25 protein-coding genes are annotated in these 25,879 nt (G+C 36.2%); 14 read left to right on the plus strand and 11 right to left on the minus strand.

From position 1 onward, the window contains the following. Positions 1–60 precede the first annotated feature (60 nt). Complete coding sequence (locus KFE94_08995) at positions 61–1,323, plus strand: peptidoglycan DD-metalloendopeptidase family protein (protein UTW64823.1); 1,263 nt, start codon at positions 61–63, stop codon at positions 1,321–1,323. 1 nt (position 1,324) lies between these two features. On the opposite strand, the gene KFE94_09000 is transcribed toward KFE94_08995, so the two are convergent. Further along, the gene (locus KFE94_09000; GenBank protein ID UTW64824.1) at positions 1,325–1,822 is read right to left on the minus strand and encodes a hypothetical protein; all 498 of its coding nucleotides are present in this window, start codon (positions 1,820–1,822) and stop codon (positions 1,325–1,327) included. Between the two features lie 47 nt (positions 1,823–1,869). Here KFE94_09000 and KFE94_09005 point away from each other — a divergent pair, with 47 nt between their 5' ends. The 5 genes from KFE94_09005 (at position 1,870) to KFE94_09025 (ending at position 6,380) form a co-directional block, all read left to right on the plus strand. After that, positions 1,870–2,853 carry an acyl transferase gene (locus KFE94_09005; protein ID UTW64825.1) on the plus strand — a complete coding sequence of 328 codons (984 nt, stop codon included), beginning with the start codon at positions 1,870–1,872 and terminating at the stop codon, positions 2,851–2,853. Between the two features lie 304 nt (positions 2,854–3,157). Next, the gene (locus KFE94_09010; GenBank protein ID UTW64826.1) at positions 3,158–4,018 is read left to right on the plus strand and encodes an RNA polymerase sigma factor RpoD/SigA; all 861 of its coding nucleotides are present in this window, start codon (positions 3,158–3,160) and stop codon (positions 4,016–4,018) included. A 329-nt stretch (positions 4,019–4,347) separates the two neighbouring features. Then, entirely contained in the window at positions 4,348–4,797 is a 450-nt protein-coding gene (locus KFE94_09015; GenBank protein ID UTW68245.1) for a sigma-70 family RNA polymerase sigma factor, read from the plus strand. After that, a complete protein-coding gene (locus KFE94_09020; protein UTW64827.1) occupies positions 4,787–5,353 on the plus strand; it encodes a hypothetical protein in 567 nt (188 codons plus the stop codon). The genes KFE94_09015 and KFE94_09020 overlap by 11 nt, the downstream gene beginning before the upstream one ends. Then, the gene (locus KFE94_09025; protein ID UTW64828.1) at positions 5,334–6,380 is read left to right on the plus strand and encodes a hypothetical protein; all 1,047 of its coding nucleotides are present in this window, start codon (positions 5,334–5,336) and stop codon (positions 6,378–6,380) included. The genes KFE94_09020 and KFE94_09025 overlap by 20 nt, the downstream gene beginning before the upstream one ends. Before the next feature lie 10 nt (positions 6,381–6,390). On the opposite strand, the gene KFE94_09030 is transcribed toward KFE94_09025, so the two are convergent. Then, a complete protein-coding gene (locus tag KFE94_09030) occupies positions 6,391–7,410 on the minus strand; it encodes an SPOR domain-containing protein (GenBank protein UTW64829.1) in 1,020 nt (339 codons plus the stop codon). Positions 7,411–7,505: 95 nt separating this feature from the next. On the opposite strand from KFE94_09030, the gene KFE94_09035 reads away from it, so the two are divergent. From KFE94_09035 to kbl, 4 genes are all read left to right on the plus strand, one after another. Then, the gene (locus KFE94_09035; GenBank protein UTW64830.1) at positions 7,506–8,372 is read left to right on the plus strand and encodes a DUF1571 domain-containing protein; all 867 of its coding nucleotides are present in this window, start codon (positions 7,506–7,508) and stop codon (positions 8,370–8,372) included. Positions 8,373–8,377: 5 nt separating this feature from the next. Next, positions 8,378–9,472, plus strand: coding sequence for a DNA-processing protein DprA (gene dprA, locus KFE94_09040; protein UTW64831.1), 1,095 nt, complete (start codon positions 8,378–8,380; stop codon positions 9,470–9,472). Between the two features lie 140 nt (positions 9,473–9,612). Next, positions 9,613–10,974 carry an NADP-specific glutamate dehydrogenase gene (gdhA, locus tag KFE94_09045; GenBank protein ID UTW64832.1) on the plus strand — a complete coding sequence of 454 codons (1,362 nt, stop codon included), beginning with the start codon at positions 9,613–9,615 and terminating at the stop codon, positions 10,972–10,974. A gap of 128 nt (positions 10,975–11,102) precedes the next feature. Next, complete coding sequence (gene kbl, locus KFE94_09050) at positions 11,103–12,296, plus strand: glycine C-acetyltransferase (protein ID UTW64833.1); 1,194 nt, start codon at positions 11,103–11,105, stop codon at positions 12,294–12,296. A gap of 31 nt (positions 12,297–12,327) precedes the next feature. Here kbl and KFE94_09055 read toward each other — a convergent pair whose 3' ends face one another. The 3 genes from KFE94_09055 to KFE94_09065 are packed head-to-tail and all read right to left on the minus strand — an operon-like array spanning position 12,328 to position 14,289. Further along, positions 12,328–12,996, minus strand: coding sequence for a hypothetical protein (locus KFE94_09055; GenBank protein ID UTW64834.1), 669 nt, complete (start codon positions 12,994–12,996; stop codon positions 12,328–12,330). Next, positions 12,996–13,745 (minus strand): alpha/beta hydrolase, encoded by a 750-nt coding sequence (locus KFE94_09060; protein ID UTW64835.1) that lies wholly within the window; start codon positions 13,743–13,745, stop codon positions 12,996–12,998. The genes KFE94_09055 and KFE94_09060 overlap by 1 nt, the downstream gene beginning before the upstream one ends. Before the next feature lie 55 nt (positions 13,746–13,800). Continuing rightward, complete coding sequence (locus tag KFE94_09065) at positions 13,801–14,289, minus strand: LEA type 2 family protein (protein ID UTW64836.1); 489 nt, start codon at positions 14,287–14,289, stop codon at positions 13,801–13,803. Positions 14,290–14,629: 340 nt separating this feature from the next. Here KFE94_09065 and KFE94_09070 point away from each other — a divergent pair, with 340 nt between their 5' ends. Both KFE94_09070 and KFE94_09075 read left to right on the plus strand, forming a co-directional pair. After that, the gene (locus KFE94_09070) at positions 14,630–15,556 is read left to right on the plus strand and encodes an Mrp/NBP35 family ATP-binding protein (protein UTW68246.1); all 927 of its coding nucleotides are present in this window, start codon (positions 14,630–14,632) and stop codon (positions 15,554–15,556) included. Between the two features lie 2 nt (positions 15,557–15,558). Next, positions 15,559–15,825, plus strand: a complete 267-nt coding sequence (locus KFE94_09075) for a NifU family protein (protein ID UTW64837.1) — start codon at positions 15,559–15,561, stop codon at positions 15,823–15,825. A 104-nt stretch (positions 15,826–15,929) separates the two neighbouring features. Here KFE94_09075 and KFE94_09080 read toward each other — a convergent pair whose 3' ends face one another. The 6 genes from KFE94_09080 to KFE94_09105 form a co-directional block, all read right to left on the minus strand. Beyond that, positions 15,930–16,232, minus strand: a complete 303-nt coding sequence (locus KFE94_09080; protein UTW64838.1) for a hypothetical protein — start codon at positions 16,230–16,232, stop codon at positions 15,930–15,932. Positions 16,233–16,415: 183 nt separating this feature from the next. Then, positions 16,416–17,021, minus strand: coding sequence for a phosphatase PAP2 family protein (locus tag KFE94_09085; protein ID UTW64839.1), 606 nt, complete (start codon positions 17,019–17,021; stop codon positions 16,416–16,418). 38 nt (positions 17,022–17,059) lie between these two features. Beyond that, positions 17,060–18,358 (minus strand): TolC family protein, encoded by a 1,299-nt coding sequence (locus KFE94_09090; GenBank protein UTW64840.1) that lies wholly within the window; start codon positions 18,356–18,358, stop codon positions 17,060–17,062. 19 nt (positions 18,359–18,377) lie between these two features. Continuing rightward, a complete protein-coding gene (locus tag KFE94_09095) occupies positions 18,378–21,524 on the minus strand; it encodes an efflux RND transporter permease subunit (GenBank protein ID UTW64841.1) in 3,147 nt (1,048 codons plus the stop codon). 3 nt (positions 21,525–21,527) lie between these two features. After that, positions 21,528–22,646: an HlyD family efflux transporter periplasmic adaptor subunit gene (locus KFE94_09100; protein UTW64842.1), complete on the minus strand. Its 1,119-nt coding sequence runs from the start codon at positions 22,644–22,646 to the stop codon at positions 21,528–21,530. Position 22,647: 1 nt separating this feature from the next. Continuing rightward, the gene (locus KFE94_09105) at positions 22,648–23,097 is read right to left on the minus strand and encodes a MarR family transcriptional regulator (GenBank protein ID UTW64843.1); all 450 of its coding nucleotides are present in this window, start codon (positions 23,095–23,097) and stop codon (positions 22,648–22,650) included. Between the two features lie 153 nt (positions 23,098–23,250). Between KFE94_09105 and KFE94_09110 the strand changes: the two genes are divergently transcribed. Together KFE94_09110 and KFE94_09115 are read left to right on the plus strand one after the other, a co-directional pair. Then, complete coding sequence (locus KFE94_09110) at positions 23,251–25,119, plus strand: Nramp family divalent metal transporter (GenBank protein ID UTW68247.1); 1,869 nt, start codon at positions 23,251–23,253, stop codon at positions 25,117–25,119. Between the two features lie 28 nt (positions 25,120–25,147). After that, positions 25,148–25,879 (plus strand): phosphodiester glycosidase family protein, encoded by a 732-nt coding sequence (locus KFE94_09115; protein UTW64844.1) that lies wholly within the window; start codon positions 25,148–25,150, stop codon positions 25,877–25,879.

Here is a 25,879-nt window from a genome sequence, read left to right on the forward strand (position 1 = left end):
ATACTGAACATCAAAATGGATCTAATTTGCAGATTGGGTATTGGAGAATATTAAAGGGAGATGAACTTAAAATATATAGGAGCTATACTATTGGCTATTGCAGCCATGTTTGTTGGGGTGTATTTGTTACAACCAGAGGAAAAAACTTTGCCAGTTGTGGAGCAACTTCCCGAGCAGGTCATTGAAGAAGTAGAACCTACGGAGTACCTTTTTGGAATTCCTATAGATTCATTCGAGATCTATCAATCGGAATTTGGTAAAAATGAGTTTTTAGGGACTATATTAGACCGATTTCATATGACCGCTTTGGAAATAGATCAGGTGGCAAAAGCTTCAAAAGAAATTTATGATGTTAGAAAGTTTAGAAAAGGGAAAAACTACACCATTTTCAGCACAAAAGATTCCATACCACAAGTAGCGTATTTTATATATCAACCTAACTCTATTGATTATGTGGTTTATGATTTGAGAGATTCTATTCATATTTATAAAGCGCAAAAAGAATTGGTGACTCAGACAAGAAAAGCATCTGGAGTGATTCAATCTTCTTTATATCAAACTTTAGTAGATCAGGATTTGAGTCCGGCATTGGCTGTACGACTTGCAGATATCTATGCCTGGACTATTGACTTTTATAGAATTCAAAAAGGAGACTTTTTCCAGGTCATTTTTGAAGAGCAATATGTAGATGGTGAAAGAGTTGGAGTTGGAGAAATCCTGGCGGCTAATTTTAACAACTATGGAGATGACAACTACGCATTTTTGTATGATCAGGGGGATGGAGATGATTATTTTAATGAAGAAGCTGAAAGTCTAAGACGCGCATTTTTAAAGTCTCCATTAAAGTTTGGTAGGCTCACATCTGCTTATACCAAGAGGCGGTTTCACCCGGTTCAGAAAAGATATAAAGCGCATCTAGGTACCGATTATGCGGCTCCAACCGGAACCCCAATTTTGGCAGTTGGAAGTGGAGTGGTGACTCACGCACAATACTCAAAATACAATGGAAACTATGTGAAGATTAGACATAATAGTACGTATACAACTCAATATTTACACATGAGTAAAATTGGGAAGGGAATCAAACCGGGTGTACGCGTAAAGCAGGGACAAACGATTGGATATGTAGGAAGCACAGGATTAGCTACAGGGCCACATGTTTGTTATAGATTTTGGAAAAATGGAGTGCAGGTAGATTCCAGAAAAGAAAAAATACCACCATCAAAACCAATTAAAAAGTCCAAAAGAGCAGATTTTGATGCTTTTGCGAAAGAGTGGAAAAGCAAGGTAGATTCAATTTCCGTGAATCAACCTAACGTATAAACTATTTAATGATAAATCCAGGGGTTTCTACTTCGTTACTATAATGTCCTGCGTTATCCAGAATTCTAGATTTAAACATTACAGAATCATATCCTAATAAACTTAGATCTGGGTGTAATTTTTTTTCAATTTCTCCATCCAACATCGGATTGGCGTTGCTGTTATTTAAATCCGGAATTTTGGAATCTAAACCCACATTATTCCCAAAGTCATGTTTAACCCATTGACCATTTACTACATGATATAGGTCTATCATAAAGTTATTGGTTTGTGTTTCGCCATTTTCGTCCACGATAGTAGCTGTTGGGGACATTCCAATATCACCATCACAATCCGTAAAATTGAAGGTGAGTAAGTAATTTATAGTGTCTGTGGTTGATGGCGTAAATTGTGCAAACGTCATCTTTGGAACGGGATCACTACAAGTCTTTTTTTCACACGAAGTAGTGATAAAGCCTGTTATCAATGCGATAAGTGCTATTTTTGAAGCCGTTTTCATATATACAAAAATATGATTTTATTGATAGTCATATAAACGAAATAAAATTGAAAAAGTATAGTCACGAAGCATTAAATGTAAGAAGCTCAGAAGATTTTAAGGCGCAGGCGCTACTGACTTTTCAATTTCAATATCAAAATGTACCAGTATACAAGCAGTTTGTAGACTATCTTGGTGTAGACCCGAATGATGTTCAGGAGATAGAACGAATTCCTTTTTTGCCTATTACGATTTTTAAATCGCATCAGGTGATTGCTAGCGATTGTGAAGCAGAAACGATTTTTAAAAGTAGCGGAACAACTGGAATGGCCAGAAGTACGCACTATATTCATCGATTGGATGTCTATGAGCAATCTTTTATAAAAGGGTTTGAGGTTTTCTATGGAGACATTAAGGATTATACGATTTTGGCATTGTTACCTTCATACTTAAGTCAGGGAGAGTCTTCTTTGGTGTATATGTTTGATCAATTGATTCAATTAAGTAATAATCCTGATAGTGGATTTTATTTAAATGACTACGACCAATTGGTTTCTAAACTGAGAGATTTAGAAGTTAAAGGTGAGAAAGTGATTTTACTCGGAGTTAGTTACGCGTTGTTAGATATCATAGAGCAATATGATTTAAAGTTAAATCATACGATTGTAATGGAGACAGGAGGGATGAAAGGACGGAGGAAAGAAATGGTCAAAGAAGAGTTACATCGGGTTTTGAAAGAAGGGTTTGGTGTAGATCAAATCCATTCGGAATATGGAATGACTGAATTGTTGTCACAAGCCTATTCGAAAGGAAATGGTGTATTTGAAACACCACCATGGATGAAGATAATGATTCGAGATGCAACCGATCCTTTAACCTGGGTAGATGCTAATCAATCGGGTGGAATTAGCGTGATCGATTTGTCTAATTATTATTCTTGTTCTTTTATTGCTACCCAAGATTTAGGAAAAAACATCTCTGAAAGCCAGTTTGAAATCATAGGGAGATTTGATGATACGGATGTCAGGGGCTGTAATTTATTATTGGCGTAAATTTTTTTTACATTTTTTAAGCAATTTTAAAGAGTAGTTTTTAACAGTTTAACCATTTGTTTTTTAGTTGTTTAGTTTGTTTTGGTTTAAACTTCAAACAAAAAACAACCGTTTGTCCTTATACCAAAAGAGAAAAAATGCGTGTATGCCTAAGAAATTTGCTTCTGGGGCTTTACAAGAGTGTAAAAACGTAGTACATTTGCGGCCCCATTTGTAGAATGGATTTTGTGAAATTAAAAATTTTGTTGTATTATCACATTCTGTTTCAGAATGAGACAATAGTAAACATACCTGATTATAAAATATGCGTCAATTAAAAATTACCAAACAGCTCACCAATAGAGATTCAAAATCAATCGATAAATATTTGAGTGATGTCTCTAAAGAGGGTATGGTAACTCCGGAAGAGGAGGTATCATTAGCTGTAAGAATTAAACAAGGAGATAAAGTAGCTTTAAATAAATTGGTGAATGCCAATTTAAGATTCGTTATTTCTGTTGCAAAACAATATCAAGGTCATGGATTAACATTGGAAGACTTGATTGCAGAGGGAAATATTGGTCTGATTACAGCAGCAAAGAGATTCGATGAAACTAAAGGTTTTAAATTTATTTCTTATGCGGTATGGTGGATTCGTCAAAGCATTATGCAGGCGATCGCTGAGAATTCAAGAGTTGTAAGATTACCATTAAATAAAGTGAGTGCGATTCAAAAAATTGCACATGCATTCTCGAAATTAGAGCAAGAGCACGAAAGAGCTCCTTCAAATCAAGAAATTTCGGAATTATTGGAAACTTCATCTGATAGTGTTGCCGATCTATTTACATATTCTCAAAAACAGGTATCGGTGGATGCTCCTTTAATTGATGGGGAAGAAAACAGTTTATTGAATGTTTTAAGTAATGGGCAATCTGAAAACCCAATGAGTGGTTTGATGAGAGAATCTTTATGTAGAGATATCGAAAGAGTATTGGTTTCATTGAAAGCCAGAGAGGCGGATGTTGTACGTTTATCTTTTGGATTAAATGGAAAAGCGCCAATGACATTAGAAGAGATTGCGAATCAATTGGGATTAACCAGAGAGCGTATTCGTCAGATTCGTGAAAAAGCTTTAAGAAGTTTACGTAAGAAAGCAAATTCAAATTTGCTGAAACATTATTTATAAGAATAAGTCTATTCAAAGTAAAAAGTGCTCCAAACGGAGCACTTTTTTTTTGACCTATTTTATTGTTTCTCAAATTAAATGAAACATTGAAGTGAAAATATTTTGAATTGGTGCAACAGATAGAAATAAGAACAAGTCTGTTAAATTGTAAACTGAGAATAGGACAATTAGTTTAAGATCAAAAGGAAGGATATTTTAAATTTATCCTTCCTTTTAAAAACAAAACATTGGCAACAACATACTATCACATACATAACGACCTGGCGGTTCGTGCTGGAAAAGGAGATCAAGGCGCTCAGTTCGAATTGTATGAGTTGTATTATAAAGCCATGTTTAATACTGCTATCCGAATTGTAAAGGATGGTATGATTGCTGAAGAACTCATGCAGGATGGGTTTATGACTGCATTTACGAAGATGGATAAATGGCATCAGAAATCAAGTTTTGGCGCCTGGTTAAAAAGAGTGGTCATTAACGAATGCCTGGATTATTTGGCGAAGAAAAAGTTGGATACAGTAAGTATGGAGGAAATGCAAATTTCCGATACTGAAGAGGAAATATTGGATGAGCCGGATTATGATGTGGCTGAAATCAAAAAGGCGATGTCGCATTTACCAGATGGATATCGAGCGATTTTAAGTCTCTATTTATTTGAAGGTTATGATCATGAGGAGATTAGTGAAATAATGAAAATCACAAGTTCTACATCAAGGTCACAATATCTAAGAGCAAAAAAGAAATTAATAGAATTGATTAATAAGAAAGAATATGTCGGATAGATTAAAGAAATATATTCAAGATCAGGAGGAGCATTTTGATGCGCTTCCAAGATCAGGGCATTTTGAGAGATTCAAACAAAAGCAACAACAGCAGGAAGTAAAAAAATCACAAACGAAAATGTGGTTTGTTTTGGGTAGAGTTGCTGCAGTATTTATTCTGGTTTTTGGAGTAGGGTGGCTATTCTTTAATCTGGGAAAAATGCAAGGATCAAATCAATTGGCACAAGTAGAAGATGCAGTGATGCCTTTCTCAGATGAGTTGTCTGAGGCGGAAGTGTTTTTTACAGAGCAGGTCAATCTAAAAAAAGCAGAGGTTTTGGCATATTCATCTTCTAACAATGAAGCGACCAAGCAGATTATGTTGGAGTTGGAGAAGTTGGAACTGCAATACATTGACTTAAAAGAAGAATTAGAAGTAAATAGAGATAATGCGCAAATTATTAATGCGATGATCGAAAATTATCGCATGCGCTTATCAGTTTTAGAAAGACTATTAGAACAATTAAAAAGATCAAATACAATTAAACAAAAACACCATGAAGAAATTCAAGCTTAAATCGATCGCAGCCTTACTAAGTGTCCTATTCTTTGGTTTGCAGGTTTTTGCTGGAGGCCTGGAAGAGTTTAAAAAAGAATACCACGAAACGTTTGATGTCAATAAAGATGTGATACTAACGGTTTCTAACAAATTTGGATTTGTGAAGATCGTTACGAGTGAAACCGATCAAATCAACATAGATGTTAAAGTAACCGTTGAAGCGAAAAACGCTGAGAAGGCAAAGAAGTTATTGGATGAAATTCAAATTGAAATCACAGGAAATAAAGAAAATGTATCCGCAATAACCAAATTGGCTAAAGGCTCAAAATTTAAAGAGTTATCGATTGATTATACGATTACCATGCCCGTCTCCGGAAATGTGGATATCACCAATAAATTTGGTAGTTTCTATTTGAATGAGCTAAACGGAAATTCGAAAATATATGTAGGGTATGGTTCTTTGGATATTGGAAGTTTGAACAGTCAGAATAATGATGTGACCGTGAAGTTTGGAAGTGGAAAAGTAAAATATGCACAATATTTAAACTACGTTTCCAGATATTCTTCTGTACATATTAATCGAGCAAAACTGCTGAATTTAGATACCCAATATGGAGATGCGCGTGTGGGTGAAGTAGGAAGAATGGATTTAAAAAATGCCTATGGTGATGTAAACTTGGGCACCATTGTGGAACTAAAAGCAGATGTGCAATTTGGTGACCTGGATGTTGAAGGAATCATTAGTCTTCTGGAAATAGAGTCGCAATATGGTGATGTAGATATAGATTTTATATCTAAAGATTTTACAGAAGTTATCGTTCACTCGGCCTTTGGTGATGTTGGATTGGCATTTCAAAGTGGAAGTAACTTTGAGTTACAGGGTAAAGCGAGTTTTGGAGAAATCAATATCCCCGGTGGTACCTTATCTAGTGTAGATGGAAGTGGTAATGCCGATACATATAACGGTAAGCTATTTGAAGGAACTTCACCATCTAAGGTGACTGCAAAAATGAGCTACGGAGATTTAGATATCTCTATCCATTAAAAAGGGAAAATTATTTCACTTTATATAACCAGGCGGATGCATTAGCATTCGCTTTTACTTTTTTAAGAGCTAATCTAGCATCTCTAGAAGAAGTATAACCACCATATGAAACTAAATATAAGCCATTTTTATAGTCTAGCATTTCAGCTTCGTAACCTTGGCTAACAAGTTTATCCATAAGTCGGGATGCATTAGACTTTTCACTAAAACAACCACCGACAATTTGATAACGTTTCTTCTCAATCTTTTTTGGGGCTTCGGCAATCACAACATTGGTTGTTTCCGGAACAGCAAACTTGAGATTAGAAGTATTCAAATCTTCCAGTAATAAATCTTTAGCATCAAGATCGAGTTCCAATAAATGACCAATTCTTGGTGTATACTCTTCGCAAGGAGTAGGTTTAAAAGGATTCAGATTTGAAAACTGAAAGTTCTTATCTTTATTTAAAACACCAGACTTAGTTGGGATCCATACCAGATAAGCCAAAAATGGAAGGACTGCCAATCCCCATCCTACTTTGCTCCAGGTTCCGGTTTTACGGATATACTGAATTTCCGGAGTAGCAGTTTTTGGTGAGAGGACATTCTCTTTTCCAAAATATGGTTGAGAATGAAGTGGGGTTATATGAAAAGTTTCTAAACCAAAACTCATCATACTGTCCATCTGATCCGGTTCAAATTTCAATAAGTTTTCCGAAGTTCTGTAGAAAGTGCCAATTCCAGGAAGCTCAAACAAGTTTTGTTTTTGTAATTCTGATTTGGCTTGATATACAAATGCTTTAAGATATTCTAAAGCGTCTTCGTATGAAACACCTTGATTTTCTGCAAAAGCATGTGCCAATAGGCCGTCATTACTTTTAACATTTTTGTTGAAACTCACGGTTCTACCCGGAGGAGTCAACTTGTTTTTGGACATATCTATTTGAGCACTTGAAGGATTAACAATAAAAGCACCAAATTCAGGTATAGTCACACATTCATTGAATTGCAACAAGTCTGAAATAACTAAAGATATGTTAGAAACGTTCACAAAACGAAAGTAACATTTTTTGGATATTGTCCAACCACAATACAGATGTTGAAATGATAATTTTAAATTTGAACGCACTTAAAAGCAAGTTGAAAATGATCCGAACAAAACGATTTGTTATTCTTAATATGCTATTGATCAGTATTACGATGAATGTCTGGGGACAATCAAACATGTCTCAGGATTGTCAAAAGGTGCTGCAGAAAATGTTTGATTCTGTTTATGCTTTAAAGTATACACAGTTTGAAATGTTGGCTAAGGAAAGAATAGAGGGCGAAATGAAAAAGAGTCATTCTTTGGGAATCATTCAATATCAACCCAGAAAGATTTTTTTAAGAGGATTTGATGAAGAAAACGCTTTATTAAATGAAATACTATTTATTCAGGGGCAAAACAGCAATAAGGCTTTGATATCCCCCAATGGATTTCCATACATCAATTTAAATCTGGATCCTTTGGGAAGTACCATGAGAAACAATCATCATCTAACTATATTGGAAGCAGGAGGAAGATATCTGGTGGATATGCTGAGGTTGGGAATTCATGATTACCTGAGTAAAGAGGATCAAATAAAAGATCGATTCAAAGTATACTTTGAGAATAAGGGAGAAATAAAAGTGGTTTTGGATAATCGGGATTACGGGATTATTGAACATGAGGTAATCAAAGAACAGACCGTACGTGAATTTTGTTTTACCAGAGGTATTCCTGAATATAAATTAACAGAGTTGAACGATGTAGATATTTCAGATCGGCTCGAAGTAGGACAGAAGTTGAGAATCCCCAATATGTATGCTAAGAAATTTGAATTAATTATTCGAGAATTGGATTATGTCCCGTTGCAAGTTCGTATATTTGATGATCTGGGATTGTTTGCCGAATACGAATATCTTGAATTTAACACCAATCCCCAGATTAATGAATTAACCTTTAGCAGTGATAACCCTGCATATACATTTTGATGTAATTGAACATAGACATAAAATACGTACTAGCCCTTATTCAACTTAAAGGAATTGGTGATGCGACTGCCCGAAAGTTAATGGAATATTATGGTTCCGCTGAAAGTGTATTCGATCAAATAAGTCGACCGTTTGAGCGTGTAAAATGGTCCGAAAAATTAATTGAGGCATTTCAATTGGAACCGGATTGGGAATCTATTGAAGAAGAATTAAACTTTTTATCCAGAAGTGGTGTAGAAGCACTGAGTATTTTGGATGAAGCTTATCCCAGAAGATTGAGGTTTTGCAGTGATGCACCAGTTCTTATTTATGTAAAAGGAACAGTGGACTTAAATCACCCTAAAATATTAGCTATTGTAGGCACAAGAAGAGCTACTTCACAAGGAAAAGAGATCACCAGAAAAATCGTGGAAGGATTGGCAGATCAGAATGTTTTGATCATAAGTGGACTCGCTTTCGGAATCGATATTGTGGCGCACCAGGCCGCATTACAAAACAATATGCCAACTATTGGCGTGGTAGCCCATGGTTTGGATAGAATCTACCCTATGGAACATATTGGTGTAGCTCATGAAATGGAGAAAAATGGTGGGATGCTAACTGAATTTAGAAAAGGTGTAAAACCTGATCGTGAGAATTTTCCCAAAAGGAATAGGATTGTGGCGGGAATGGCAGATGCAGTTTTGGTGATTGAATCTCAAAAGAAAGGAGGTTCTATGATTACTGCTGATTTGGGATTTGGTTATGGGCGAGATGTTTTTGCGATCCCAGGAAGACCAAATGACCAGCAAAGCGAAGGATGTAATTATCTGATACGAAATAATAAAGCAGCTTTGATAGAATCAGCTCAAGACATCAAATATGCCATGAATTGGGAAGATGAGGTAAAACCAAAATCAATTCAGAAGCAGTTATTTGTGGAGTTAACCCCTGAAGAAGAGAACTTAATGGGCATATTGAAAGATCAAAAAAAGATCGGATTAAATGAATTGTGTTTATCCGCAGGTATCCCTGTGAGTCAGGCTTCCATGTCCATTTTGACTATGGAATTGAACGGATTGATCAGGACGCTTCCGGGTAAAATTATTGAGCTGGTATAGTATGAATTCATCTGTAATTAAGCAACACAATTTAAGCGCTTAAAACCAAGATTTTTATCATAAAAATTTATCCTCAAAATTGAAAAAAATATGAATTTAAAATGATTAATTTTGCGCACTAAATTTTTAACAAACAAATAATGTCAGCAAATAAATACCAAGCTCAGATTGATGCATTCATGAGCACTGTTGCCGCTAAGAACGGGCATGAAAAAGAGTTTCTTCAAGCAGTTGAAGAAGTGATGGAATCAGTTATTCCATTTGTTGAGGAAAACCCTAAATATCAAGGGAAAGGTCTTTTAGAGCGAATGGTTGAGCCAGAAAGAGCAATTCAATTTAGAATTCCTTGGTTAGATGACGAAGGTAATATTCAGGTAAACCGTGGTTTTAGAGTTCAGTTTAACTCTGCAATTGGACCATACAAAGGTGGTATGCGTTTTCATCCATCTGTAAACCTTTCAATTTTGAAATTTTTAGGTTTTGAGCAAGTATTTAAAAACTCATTAACTACACTACCGATGGGTGGTGGTAAAGGTGGTTCTGATTTCGATCCTAAAGGAAAATCAGACAACGAAGTAATGCGTTTTTGCCAATCATTAATGACTGAATTATCTAAGCACATTGGTGCGGATACTGATGTGCCAGCTGGTGATATCGGTGTTGGTGGTCGTGAAATCGGTTACATGTTCGGTCAATACAAAAGATTACGTAATGAGTTTACAGGTATCCTAACTGGTAAAGGTTTAGAATTTGGTGGATCTTTGATTCGTCCGGAAGCTACGGGTTATGGAGCTGTTTATTTCATGAATGAAATGTTAATTAAAGCAGGAAAATCTTTCGAAGGTAAAGTGGTAGCAGTTTCAGGTTCTGGAAACGTGGCACAATACGCAATCGAAAAATTAACGCAATTAGGTGGTAAAGCTGTTACTGCTTCTGATTCTTCTGGTTGTATTTATGATCCAGCTGGAATCGATGCAGAGAAATTAGCTTTCATCATGGAATTGAAAAATGTGAAACGTGGTCGTATCAAAGAATATGCTGACAAATATGGTGTTCAGTTCTTTGAAGGAAAACGTCCATGGGATGTAGTAGAATCTGCTGATATCGCAATGCCATGTGCGACTCAAAATGAGTTAGACGCGGATAACGCTGCAAACTTGATTAAAGCAGGTATCATCGGTGTAGCTGAAGGTGCAAATATGCCTTCTACTCCAGAAGCAATTCACGCATTTGAATCAAACAATGTAATGTTTGCTCCGGGTAAAGCTTCTAACGCTGGTGGTGTAGCTACTTCAGGATTAGAGATGTCTCAAAACTCTCTACGTTTATCTTGGTCTTCTGAAGAAGTAGATACCAGATTACATAATATTATGAAAGCAATTCACGAATCTTGTGTAAAATATGGTACCAGAGAAGATGGTTCTGTTGATTACGTAAGAGGTGCAAATATTGCTGGTTTCGTAAAAGTAGCAGACGCTATGTTAGCTCAGGGAGTGGTATAACTCTTAAGGCATATAATATATTAAGAAAGAGACTCCTTTAGGGTCTCTTTTTTTATGCGCTAAACTCAGCTTGATCATGAATATTTGAACCGTAATCAGTTATATTTGTGAACCTCAAAACAAAGATTATGTACGGAAAATTAAAAGACTCTTTAACTCAGGAATTGGCTGAGATTAAAGATGCAGGATTATATAAAAGCGAAAGAATAATTACTACTCCTCAGGGGGCTGAAATAAAAGTAAGTACTGGCGAAGAAGTATTGAATTTTTGTTCGAATAATTATTTGGGTCTGTCCTCTCACCCACGAGTGATTGAAGCTGCACACAAAGCTTTGGATTCTCATGGATTTGGTTTGTCTTCTGTCCGTTTCATCTGTGGAACACAAGATATTCATAAGGAATTAGAAGGTAAAATAGCTGAGTTTTTAGGTACAGAAGATACAATTTTGTATGCTGCTGCTTTTGATGCCAATGGAGGTGTATTTGAACCTTTATTAGGGAAAGACGATGCGATTATTTCGGATTCATTGAATCATGCTTCTATTATTGATGGTGTACGTTTATGTAAAGCGCAACGTTTCCGTTATGCCAATAATGATATGGCAGATTTGGAGGCGCAATTAATCGAAGCTTCAAAAACTGCAAAGAATAAAATTATTGTTACTGACGGAGTATTTTCCATGGATGGCTATGTAGCGCAAATAGATAAAATTTGTGATTTAGCAGATAAATATGATGCATTGGTGATGGTAGATGAATGTCATTCAACAGGTTTTATTGGTAAAACCGGAAGAGGTACTCATGAATTGACCGGAGCAATGGGAAGAGTAGATATCATTACCGGAACTCTAGGAAAAGGTCTTGGTGGTGCAATGGGAGGTTTTACAACAGGTCGTAAGGAAATTATTGATATGTTACGTCAAAGATCTCGTCCGTATTTATTCTCAAATTCATTGGCTCCTGCAATTGTTGGTGCGTCTATTGAAGTTTTAAATATGCTAAGTGAGACAACAGAATTAAGAGATAAATTGCATGCCAATGTAGCTCAGTTTAAGTCAGGAGTTAAAGCTGCTGGTTTTGATATTAAAGATGGGGATTCTGCTATTGTTCCAATTATGTTATACGATGCACCTTTGGCGCAGAAGTTTGCTAACATGCTTTTAGATGAAGGTATTTATGTAATTGGATTCTTCTACCCGGTGGTACCAAAAGGGCAGGCTAGAATTCGTGTGCAGCTTTCTGCAGGACATGAACCGGAACATATTGATAAAGCCATCGCAGCCTTTACAAAAGTGGGTAAAGAGCTTGGCGTGATTTCGTAATCAAAAGAAATTTTAGTTGAGAATCCCTATCCTATTTGGATGGGGATTTTTGTTTTAAGTAAGTATATAATTGTTCAAATTTGGCTTTGTTTTGAATTAATTCACCTCCCGATATTTTGGCTTTTTTAATACTGTTCAGGTTTGGAAAACGTAGCTTGCCATTGGCTACAGAATACATCCATAACAAGTCTGCATAATTAAACATAATATTAGCCTTTTCAGCAAAGTTTGCGTTGGTGATTTTAAAACCCAGATTCTTTGCGGTACGTTCACTAAAGAAATAAGAACTCCCTGAAATCTCCACAGTATGAGGTAATTCCTCATTTTCTATAAGTTCAATAATCTTCAAGAGTCCGAGTAGGTAATATTGTAAGATTTGATTTTTTATTTCAGCTCCGGCTTTAGCATTAGATAAGACCATTAAATAATCAAATGAAGTGCCGTTATGCAGGTCATATTTTTTTGCTGAAGGGTTGTATACCAACAACATTGGTGAAAGATATTTATATGTCCCAATTAGAGTGAAAAAAGGAGTGAGTCCGAATTGCATAACTGGAGCCAGAATAGGCATGAGGAGGATATAGGCTAGAGATTTATCCAATGATCTATACCATAATGCACAAAAACCAAAAACGATAATGAGCAATAATAGAGCAACTGTCCATTGGTATAGTTTATTCTTTTGGTAGAATGGGTTCATTATAAGAAATGAAGTGTGAGGAATTCAGTTACTGCATTCCAATATTCTTGATTGCCTTGATTTTGCGACCACAAAGCTTTTGAGCCATGATACCCGTTATGGGTTGGTGTAAAAGTGACTTTTTCAGGAATCGGAATATTTTCATAAATAGGTTTCCATGAATTGACCTCACTTTTCGAAGATGTTATGAAAATTGGGCAATTCACTTCTATGGCATAATCTGCGATTTTCATAAAATCATATTCGAAATATTCACCTGGAGAGAAACATAATATTCCATCAATGTCAGCTGTATGTTTTTGCGCCAATATGAAATTTAATGAAGCAGAATAAGAACTTCCCCAAATAATGATTTTGCTATTTGGGTATTGACTTTTTGCATAGGCTAATGCGGCTTCTAAATCAGGAAGTGCATCTGGGTAACCGGTTGGAAGTTTATTGTCTACAGCTTGTTTATGGGTTTCATTTATAACTCCGTTAATCTGCCCACCTGAACGTTGATCGATCGCTAAACAATTGAATCCTAATGTGACCAATTTGGGTGCGATTTCGCGATATTCTCCACGGCTGTAACCTGCTTGATGAAACATGAGAATCACCGGATCTCCAGGGTTTGATTCATAAATATCCACATTAATATGTAACCCATCAGTACTATTAATGGTAGTGGTGGTAAATGGATTTGAAAATGAAAAAAGTGGAATGAATAGTGTCAGAGTCAGTATACCGAATAACGTTTTTATAGACATAATTTTTTACTTGTTTCAGGCTTCCAATTTAAGTAAAAAATCAGATCAATAGATTTTAAGAGGCGATGTTTTGTAAATCTTTCCAATGAATATTTTGCATGTGATCGATGTCAAAAGAGCGCTTAAAAAATCCCATAGACCCTCTGGCCTTACCTGAAACATGTAGTCGCAAGTTGTTTGTTAGAATTGCAAATCCAAGGGATGTAGCGATTTCGGCCATGCTTTTTTCCAGTTCCAGTTTCATTTTAAGATGAATTTGATGTTCACCGTTTTTAGGTAGTTCATATGGTTCCATTAAGGATGCTGTTCCCATTTTAATACTGTTAATAGAAATATCCACATCCGCATCAGTGAGTTTGATTTTCTGTTTGTTTGGATTATTGACTGTAAACTTTAGGATAATCTCGGCATCCTGCTCATGCATTTCGATCACTTCAATACCATCAAAAGAAGTGAGAGTAGGTTCTTGAAATGAACATGAGGTAATGTTCAAGACAATGAAAAACAATATTAAAATTCGAGGAAATACTTTGTTTATCTGCATGTGGCAATTTTAACGAAAATGGTAAAGTGATAATATTTACAAGGCGTTAAAATTTGTCAAGTAGCGGATAATTATCCGTTCTGATGTAAGAATTTGTAATTTATGGTTAAAAAAGTGTGTGGAACGAAACATATATCACTTTAGAATCATTCTAAATACTTTAATTTCGTTGCTCAAAATTTTGTGAGAGAAAATGATTACTGAAAATAGTGTAATGAAAGGGCTTTCCTATGTGATTGAGCCCGACTTGAAGAAGGATTTGGTAAGTGCAAATTTGGTTTCCGGGTTAAAGATTGAAGGAAATGTAGTTTCGTTTAATCTGAAAATAAATAACCCTGCAATGCATAGTAAGCAGAGAATGGAAGAAGCTGTTTTGCATTATTTGAAAATACATGTTTCTGAAGATGTTGAGGTGGAAATAGATTTTATTCCATTAGATAAGCACCAAAATAAAAGAGAGCCATCGCAAAGAAAGATGTTACACAGTGTCAAAAACATTATCGCTGTAGCATCTGGTAAAGGTGGTGTAGGTAAATCAACAATTACGGCAAATATTGCGGCAGGATTAGCGAAGAAAGGATATAAAGTTGGATTAATTGATGCGGATATTTATGGGCCGTCAATGCCATTAATGTTTGATGAAGCACAATCAGTTCCAGGTGGAATTTTAATTGATGGAAAGCAAAAGATGACTCCTGTTGAAAGTTCTTGGGGTGTGGATATCATGTCTATTGGATTTTTTGCACAAGCCAATCAAGCTGTAGTATGGAGAGGACCAATGGTAGATTCAGCATTGAAACAAATGGCAAATGATACCCACTGGGGAGATTTGGATTATATGTTGATTGATTTACCTCCAGGTACCGGAGATGTTCACCTAACATTAGTTCAAAATATTCCTTTGACTGGTATCGTAATAGTAAGTACACCGCAGCCTGTAGCTTTGGCTGATGCCAGAAAAGCAGTAGGAATGTTTAATATGGATGGAATAACTTCGCCTATTTTAGGTTTGGTAGAAAATATGAGCTATTTCGTACCGGAAGATATGCCTGAAAAGAAATACCATATTTTTGGTAAGGATGGTGCGAAGAATTTGGCAGAAGAATTAAATGTACCTTTGTTGGCACAAATTCCATTGGTAACCAGTGTTCGTGAAGCTGGTGATGCTGGGCGTCCGGCAGTATTGCAAAATGGAACTCCGCAAGCAGAAGCGTTCATGGATTTAGTAAATTCTGTAGAAAGTAAGGTTAACGAATTGGCAGAGTAGTCATGTCTGAGATCAAAGAAATAGAAGATAGAGTAAGAAATGTTTTAAATCAGATTAGGCCATATCTGATAGAAGATGGAGGTGATTTGGAACTGATCGAAGTATCAGAAGAGTTAGTGGCTAAAATCGAGTTAAAAGGAAACTGTACCAGCTGTTCTTTAAATAGTATGACATTTAAAAACAGTATCGAAGATTCTATATTTAGAGCGGTTCCTGAAGTGAAGAGCGTGGAAGCAATTAATTTCACGTTGATGAAACCTCAGATTTAAAACAGGTATAAGAATATGAAGAGGCTGAATTTATTTCAAGCCTCTTTTTTTGATATAAAAAAAGCTCCATAAAAGGAGCTTCAATTTTTTTAATTATACATTCATTAAGCTTGTAGCGCGAAGTCTACATTGATGTTTTTATGCGCCACATATCGGTCAATCCAATTGGCCTGACCAGCTAGAGGCATATTCCTTGCTTCTTCGTATCCAATTTCCAGTAGAACTGGATAATCTTCATTTTCATAATCTTTTTCTACGAAGTTTTTGAAGTCTACCTCAGTCAATCTTTCGACTTTAATAACTTCAAATTCTCTATGCTCAGTATACAATACAGAGTCGTCAGTGAGAACCATTAACTTAGGAGAATTAGAAAATATTGGTGCCGCATAAAAGAATCGTGCATTCATAGTGTTAGTGTTTATTAGTAAAAAATATTCTAAATTCTACTCTAAAAGTCATCCTAAAAGGAGTAGTGTTATACAAGTATACTTATTAAATATATTCCCCTCCAACTTTTATTTTTCGGTTAAAATAATTGACCAAATAGTGCTTAAGGCTAGAGAATTAGGGTCAAAACCTTTAACTATATATTAATCTTGAAGAACCCACTTTTTTTCGAAGTAGAAATAAACCGAACTGGCAATACACCCTGAAATGATTCCGATAACGGTTCCTCCTAAAATATCACCAGGATAATGAACACCTAAATAAATTCTGGAATAAGAAACTAAAGCTGCCCAGAAGATCATGAAGATCCACATTTTTTTGGATTTTAATAAAGAGGAAACGAACCATGCAATAGCAAAAGAATTAGCAGCATGAGAAGAAACAAACCCATATAAGCCACCCTTGTAAATGGAACCGTTAGGATCGGTAAGTAAGTGAACTTGTCCTAAAAGATCGGGAGAATGGGACGGACGTAGACGTTCAAAAAAAGGTTTAAAGAACCCGGATGAGATTTGATCCGCAAGAAGAATTGCCAAAGCAATCGAGCCAACTATAAGAGTGAACTGTTTGAGTGTCGTTACTCGGTCAGCTTTCTTTTTTTGAATAATTAGATATAAAAGGATTAGATAGAAAGGAATCCAGAAAGGCGCAGAGGACACCCACCACATAATAGAATCCCAAAAAGAATTGTGGAATCCATTCAACCATAGTAATAGTTGTTTGTCGTACGTGTCCAATGCTTCGATCATGCCCGCAAATGTGCAGAAAATAATTCAGTTGAGATCAATTAGAACTCTGCTTGGTTTAAATCGCCACTGATTTGTAACACGACCAATTCTGCATTTTTAGCGGAGTATTTTGCTTGATTTAATGCGAGTTGCGCATTCAGAAGATTTACTTGTGCCTGCCTGAATTCAATACTGGAAATTTGTCCTAATTTGTATTGATCGACACTTCTGTCAAAGTTGGTCTGTGCGGTTTGCAAATTCTTTTCCTGCGCGTCCTTTACAAAAAGTGCCGTTTGATATGCCGTCCACGCGTTACTCAGATTGCGTTCAATATTGAGCTTTTGTTTTTCTAAGTTGATGCTCTGGTTATCTAGTGCAATTTGGGCATTTTGTTTCTGAATACGTGTAGAACCACCATCATAAATATTCCAACTTAAAGTAGCTCCAACGGAAGGACCAATAGAAGAAGATTTATTGATGAAAGATGTAGCCCCCAAATAGTTTTCATTCCATCCGTAGTTGGCATTTAAATTCAATTTAGGGATGGCATTGGCACCAACTGATTTGATATCATAAGAAGCATTTTTCATGGCACTTTCTTCTTGTAAAATGGTAACGTTATTTTCTTTGGAGTGCACCAGTAAGGTTTCATACATCAATTGATCGTTATAAGTTAAAGTGGTATCTACACTGAAATTTATATTGACATCACGACCCAAAAGAAGATTTAAGTTTCTTTTTTCATTGGCTAGCAATTGTGTATTGGTCAAATAGGTAATACTATCATTATTGTAATCTACCTCAGCATTCAAAATATCTAGTTGTGTACCTTGTCCATAATCAAAATTGTATTGCGCTCTCTGCAATCTTATTCTTGAAATATTCAAGGTTTGTTTTTGATTGTTTACATCCTGTGTCAATCTTGCAATCTCATAGTACGAAGTAAAGATATTCAGGATGGTCGTTTCAACCATTTGACGTGCTTGAAGTTCTGAGATTCTATAATTTTCTTTTAACTTTTTATAAGTGTTACTTCTTCCAAAACCATCAAATATGGTGTACTGTAGACCCACAGATGCGTTGAGGCTTTGCGTTTCGTTATTGTCAAAGTCGTTTTCTTCACCTGATTTTTGTGTGACCGAACCTTCTGTATTAGAATAAGAACCACCGGCGGTACCACTTAAAGAAGGCAGGTATCTACTATTTTCAATACTGGCATTATTCATGGCAACATCCACATTGTTATTGGATAACTGAATGTCGAAGTTGTTTTCCATAGCTATGGTCACCGCTTCCTTTTTCTGAAGAAGTTCTTGCGCTATAAGAGGACTAATACTAAAAAGTATTAGTGAAAACATAATGGATTTAAAAAACATCTTAATCATGTTGTTCAGATTTTAATTCAATGACAGCACCTTCCACTTCTTCCGGTGAAGGTTTAATTCCGGTGGTATACCACTGCCATAAGACTTTGATATCATTACTCAATTTGAGCATAAGAGGCAACATTACCAATGTAAGTACTGTTGCTAATCCGATTCCATAAGCAATCGAAATAGCCATTGGAATCAGGAACTGTGCCTGACGACTTGTTTCGAAGATGAGAGGAGATAATCCAGCGATGGTCGTAATGGACGTTAAGAATATAGCCCGGAATCTTGATTTTCCCGCAGCAATAATAGCCTCATCGTATTTCATTCCTTCTTTAAGATAAGTGTTGAATTTGCTGATCAATACCAGGCCATCGTTTACAATAATTCCAATCAAAGCAATGATTCCAAGGAAGCTCAATACATTAATAGCAAATCCATGAATCCAGTGTCCCCAACCTACACCAATAAGCGAGAATGGAACCATTAGAAGTAATACGATGGGTTGATCAAATGATCTGAATGTAAATGCAATGACTACAAAAATTAAGAACAAGATCACCGGTAAAACCAAACCTGCAGAACCAGTCGTTTTTTCAGCTTCACGGTTTTGTCCTTCGAAAATGGCATTTACTCCGGGGTAACGTTCTTTCATTACCGGTAATAAATCAGATTTAATATCCGCCATCATGTCGGTAGCACTGGTGCTTGGATCTTTCAAATCCGAATCAATTCTAATTTCTCGCTTACCATTTAAGTGATTAATTGATATTTCCCCTCTTTCGATGGTATAATTTGCTACTTCACGAAGCGGCACACGGTCTCCGGAACCATTTACCAAACGCATGTCATCCAGTTGTTGGATTGAACTTCTTTCCTTCAAATCGTATCGGACCCAGACTTTAATCTCATCTTGTCCACGTTGGAAACGCTGAACCTGATGCCCAAAGAATCCACTTCTTACCTGACTGATGACATCATTTAATGTAAAACCCATTGCATAGGCTTCATCTTTTAAAGAGATATTGATTTCTTTGATCCCTTCCGGATCATTATCTGTAAGATCCTTTAACAAAGGGTTTTTCTTGAGCTCTCCTTTGATATAATCTTTAGCAGCTTTAAGTTCCTCAGTGTTGTTACTCATTAATGCCAACGAAACGGGTTTACCTCCAAAGTTTCCTCCTGATCCAAATTCAACAGCTTCTGCCTGATTGATATCTCCAACCATTTCGCTCAATGTGGTAGATACCACATATGATTTGAAGTTGCGTTTTTCTCCCGGGAGCAGGTTGATGTTTAAGGATGCTGTAGAACTTCCTGGTCCGATTCTTTTAATGACACTCTGAATAGGATCATCAATTTGATATTCTTCTTCTAATTTGTCATTCAGTAACCATGCTTGTTGCTCAATTTCAGAAATAATGGAATCGGTGATAACCTCATTGGTTCCTTGGGGCATTTTTAAAGTCACGATTACACGATCACTTGCAATTTGCGGGAAGAAAGTGAACTTAATAATTCCTCCACCGATGGCACCAAAAGTTAAAATCAACATGGCAATTGGTATTGCAAACCCGAGTAGTCTGTTTTTCATGAAGAATTCCAGATATGGACCATATAGTTTTTCTTTCATGAAATTCATGAAGTTGTCTGCCCATCTATTGAAACTATAAGTTTTTTGTTGATCCGTAAGTGCTTTGGAATGTGCTACGTGTGAGGGTAAAATCACTAAAGCCTCGATCAGAGAAACGGATAACGTAAGTACAACGATTATGGCTACTTCTCCAAAGAACTCACCTACACGACCATCTAAGAAGAAGAAAGTAGAGAATGCGATTAATGTAGTCAGAATGGCTGATGTAATCGCTGGTAAGACCTCTAAAGTTCCATCAATGGCTGATTGAATTGGTGACTTTCCTTTTTCGTGATGATGGTAAATGTTTTCAGCAATGACAATTCCATCATCGACCAGAATACCAATTACGATAATCATTCCGAAAAGAGATAGTACATTAATTGTAACATCAAAGTATCCGGCAAACATGAACATTCCTAAAAAAGAGATCGGTAAACCAAATGCGACCCAGAAGGCCAATCTAGGTTTTAAGAAAATCGCCAGAAAGAACAGTACCAATGCCATTCCTTGAAGTGCATTTTTGGTAAGTAGTTCTGTTCTTTGAATGATCGTCTCAGAAGCGTCTCTGGTCACATCTAATCTAACGTTTTGATGCGTTTCATTATAATGCTTGATATATGCTAATGTTTTTTCAGCTACTGTGATAAGGTCTTCACTATTGGTTGTGTTGACCTGAAATTTAATGGAAGGTTTACCATTGAAATAAGAACGATTTGGACTTTCAGACCATTTATCGGTCACGTGAGCCACGTCTTTTAAATATATTTTATTTCCGTTTTCAAGAGCTTTAACCACTACGTAATCCAATTCTCTACCATAATAAGATCGGTTTTTTACACGAATCAAAAACTCTTCTTCCGGAGTTTTGATGGAACCACCAGAAGATAGAATATTAGTTGCCGCTACGGCATTTGAAACTTCTCTAAATGTTAGATTGTATGCGCGAAGCTGGTCTTCATTTACGGCTATTTCGATTTCTTCATCAGGAAAACCACTCATTTCAACCTGAGAAATTCCATCTAAAGCTCTAATATCTGATTCGATATCACGACCCATTTCCTTTAAGGATTTAAGTGAAACATTGTCACCGCTTAGCACAAATGAAACTGCTTCAGTCCTGAAAATTTCCTTTGAAATAATAGGAGGTTCCATACCTACAGGAAATGATGGAACTTTATCTACCGCATTTTTAATATCATCTAAAACAGCAGAGACATCATAACCTTTAAGAACTTCTACCTTAATGCTTGCGTAGTTTTCTTGAGATGTCGAGGTAAATCGATCTACTCCGACCAAACCTTTAAGGTTATCCTCAATTTTTAACACAATACCTTCTTCCATTTCTGCTGGAGAAGCACCCGGATAGTTGATATTGATATTAATATTTCTAGACTCATTTAAAGGAAAGAAAGAGGAGTTTAGATTAGAAGCTCCCATCAATCCAAGTAAAACAAAGCCAACAATCACCACTGTTACGACAATGGGATATTTTATAAAGTGAATTATTATGTTACGCATAATTTACTCTTGAGTTTTAACTAAAACAGTCATTCCGGAATATGCGCCAGGAATAGGTTTGGTAATCATAAGCTCTCCATTTTGTACGCCCTGAATAATCACGTTTTTTCTGGATTTGTGGACTACATCAACATTTTTAAGCACAATTTGGGAATCGTTTTGAATCACATAAATCTGATGCTCGTCAACAAGTAGATTTCTTGAGATTTCAATGGCATTTAGTTTTTCCTGACCAGCAATAGTGGCTTCCAGGTACATTCCTTCTTTAAGATGTTCTCCACTTACTGCAACAAAGATTTGAACAGTCTGTGTAGATGGGTTTACTTTTCCATTAATTCGAGACACTTTTCCAGACCATGTTTGTGCTGGATTATCCGGATTAGAAACAATCACTTCTTTGCCAATTTGAATAGAGTTGATCAGGTTTTTGCTAATCGCTAATTCCAATTCATATACATCTGGATTGATAAACTGACCTAGTTTTTGACCATTACGTATGAGTGTCCCCGGGGTAACCAAAGCCTCCGTTAAAATTCCTGAATACGGTGCTGTTAGCGTATATTTTTTATAAATGATTTCCAGGTTCTTTGTGTTGTAATATGTGGTGTAAATGTTTTTGCCGGTAAGGAAGAATTTTTCCTTATCTGATCCAGGTTCTGGTAGAGGAGCAATAGGACCATCAATGCTAAAGTTCTTCAAATATTCATCCCATTTTGTATAAGCATCCGGATAATCCAATTTAAGATCTGGAAGAATACTCGTAATGAGGTTCTGTAAGACACTTTTCTGGGCTTGAAGATTGGCGCGGTAATCGTCATTTTTGATCTGAACCAATACTTCTCCTTTTTGAAATTTTGTGCCCGGTTTAAATTCTTTTGCCGTTGGTTGCATGACTCCCTGCACCTCTGCGTATAAATCTATTTGGTGTTTGGCAGTCAATCTTCCGCTTTCATTGATGCTAATTGGAATGATCTGATTTGAAACTGGAGAAACATAAGCGGTTGGTGTATTCTGGACAGCTTTAGGCGCTTTTTTCTTTTTGCTATTCGTTAAAGCTTTGGCTCCGTAAATAGCTCCTACCACTACAAGAATGGCAATTATTTTAGTGATTATCGGTCTCATATTAAATATTTGGAAACTGTTTTTTTTCTGATAATTTGGTTCGAATTTTTGTTAGTGTACATGTGAAGTTTTCACGTTCTTCATCCGTAATATCTTGTTCAATCTCTGAAATGATTTTTTGAATAATAGGTCTGGATTTTAAAATGTATTCCTTACCTAATGGTGTGATGTTTACAAGCTTATTTCTTTTATCAATGGGAGAAGGAGTTCTAGTTACAAGCCCTTTACGTTCCAAAGTATTGATGTTTCTTGTGAATGTGGTTTTGTCTCTCCCGGCAAGTTCGGCTAAAGAGCTTTGCGGTTGATCTTTGTTATTGTCAATAATTTTTAAAAAAATAAACTGAAGCTTAGTGAGCGGGATTCCAGCAAGTGCCAATTGATCTTCAATATAAAGCTGCAAGAATTTAACGGTTTTACCCAGTTGCGGTAAAATACTTTCTTCTATATCCATAATTAATAATTGCGGCAAATGTATGATTATTTAAATTAGATGTATATGCAACTAATTTTATTTAACAAATAATAAAACTTATTTACATATAGTTTTTTAGATGAGTCTAATTATATTTATTTGCACGATCAAAAAAATAATGGTGTGTCAGAAATAACTCCTTCATTAGAAGATATCAATAAATCAATAGATGCTCGCAACAAAAAGGGTTTCTTTAGAAAGCTGTTTGCATTTATGGGGCCTGCGTATCTGATTAGTGTAGGTTACATGGATCCTGGGAACTGGGCAACAGATATTGCCGGAGGTGCACAGTTTGGATATAAGTTGATTTGGGTATTGGTGATGTCCAATATCATTGCATTGTTATTACAAAGTTTAAGTGCACGACTGGGTATTGTTCGTGGACGTGATTTGGCACAAGCGTCAAGAGAAGAGTTTCCTAAACCAGTGAATTTAGGATTATACGTTTTGGCTGAAATTGCTATTGCATCTACCGATTTGGCTGAAGTTCTGGGAATGGCTATTGGTTTAAATTTATTATTTGATATCCCTTTATTATGGGGTGTGGTGTTGACCTTGTTTGATACTTTTTTACTGTTATTCCTGATCAATAAAGGAATGCGAAGAATGGAGGCTTTTATTTTGGCATTGATTGGAGTGATTGGAGCATCCTTTTTTGCCGAAATGATTTTTGCACAACCACATCTTCCATCCGTAATGGAAGGATTTATTCCATCCATTCCTAATACCACAGCATTGTTTATTGCCATAGGAATTATTGGTGCTACTGTAATGCCGCATAATTTGTATTTGCATTCTTCATTAGTGCAAACTCGAAATCATGACAAGACAGAAAAAGGGATGCGTACTGCAATTAAGTTCAATATCCTGGATACTACCATTGCATTGAATCTGGCGTTTTTCGTAAATGCAGCTATTTTGATTTTGGCAGCAGCTACATTTTATAACTCGGGAATGTATAATGTTTCTGAGATTGAAGATGCATATAAGTTTCTGGAACCTATGTTAGGAACAAAGTGGGCACCTATTTTGTTTGCGGTGGCATTGATAGCTGCGGGACAAAGTTCAACTTTGACAGGAACTCTTGCCGGACAGATTGTCATGGAAGGCTATTTAAATTTAAGATTTCAGCCCTGGGTGCGAAGAATTATTACGCGTGTAATTGCTATAGTGCCTGCGGTTATAGTAATTCTAATTTTTGGTGAAGGCTCTACAGGAACGCTATTGATTGTGAGTCAGGTCATTTTAAGTTTACAATTAGGGTTTGCTGTGATTCCTTTAATCCATCATGTAAGTGATAAATCTACGATGGGAACATTTGCTATTGGTCCATGGACAAAATTGGCTTCCTGGTCTTCTGCTTTGGTGATTGTGGCTTTGAATATTTGGTTAGTCATCGAAGAGTCATCAAACTTTTTAAGGGTTACCGAACACCCGGTTTTATGGGGGATTGTGATCACTATTCTTGCAATTTTGACCGTCAGTCTGTTAGTCTACGTAACGTTTGTGCCTATCTTTAAGCAACGCTCCATGCAAAAGCGTAGCGGAGTTCATCAGGAACAATTGCTTATTGATATTGATGCGCCAAAACAATACAATAAAATAGCAGTAGCAGTAGATTTTAGTACGGTTGATAACAAGGTGATTCAGCACGTGCTTACCGTAGCGAATAAAGACACGGAAATTGTCTTAATTCATATCGTGGAAAGTGTAGTGGCTCGAGTGTTTGGTGATACCGTTAATGATAGCGAAGCCCAGTCGGATGAGGTATTTCTGGAAAACTATAAACAACAAATAAGTGCACATGGATATAAGGTGCATACGGAACTGGGATATGGAAATCCAAAAACGACTATTCCGCAGATTGCGAACTCTTTTCATGCCGATTTGTTAGTTTTAGGGTCACATGGTCATGGTATTTGGGCGGATGTGCTGTTTGGAACAACTATTGATGCCGTGCGTCACAAAGTAGAAATTCCTGTATTTATTGTTCGGGAGTAGTCTTCTACTTTACGATTAAATACAGCAAATGAAAACCAATCGGATACTTTTATTTATAGGGATTCTGCTTAGTCTTTCCAGCTTCTATTTTGTGAAAGAAGCGGTGCATACGGTAGATGAATCCAAATTTATTTCCTATCAGGTAGATCCGGATAATATGGATTTACAGTTTTACTGGAAAGATGATCAGGGCCAGAATATCAAGAACTTTAAAAATCTCAAAACAAAATTGGCTGAAAACGATAAAGATTTAGTTTTCGCTATGAATGGCGGGATGTATTTGAAGGATCGGTCTCCACAAGGATTGTATATCGAAAAGGGCCAGCTTAAAAAAGCAGTGAACCAAAAGAATAGTGATTATGGGAACTTTTATATGAAACCAAATGGGGTGTTTTATATAACCGATTCTAAAGTTCCGGTAGTATGTGAAACTTCTCAATTAAAAGCTCTTCACGGAATCGAGTATGCAACTCAATCAGGACCTATGTTGCTCATTGATGGCAAACTTCATCCTCAATTTATAAAAGGATCTAAAAACTTGAATATTAGAAATGGCGTAGGGATTTTACCAAATGGGGATGTATTATTTGCTATGTCGAAGGAAAAGGTGAATTTTTACGATTTTGCGACCTTTTTTAAGCAAAATGATTGTCAAAATGCGTTGTATTTAGACGGATTCGTTTCCAGAACTTATTTGCCATCAGAGGACTGGATGCAACAAGATGGAAATTTTGGAGTAATCATTGGTGTCACTAATTAA

The sequence above is a fragment of the bacterium SCSIO 12643 genome, from assembly GCA_024398135.1.
Lineage (GTDB): Bacteria > Bacteroidota > Bacteroidia > Flavobacteriales_G > Salibacteraceae > CAJXZP01.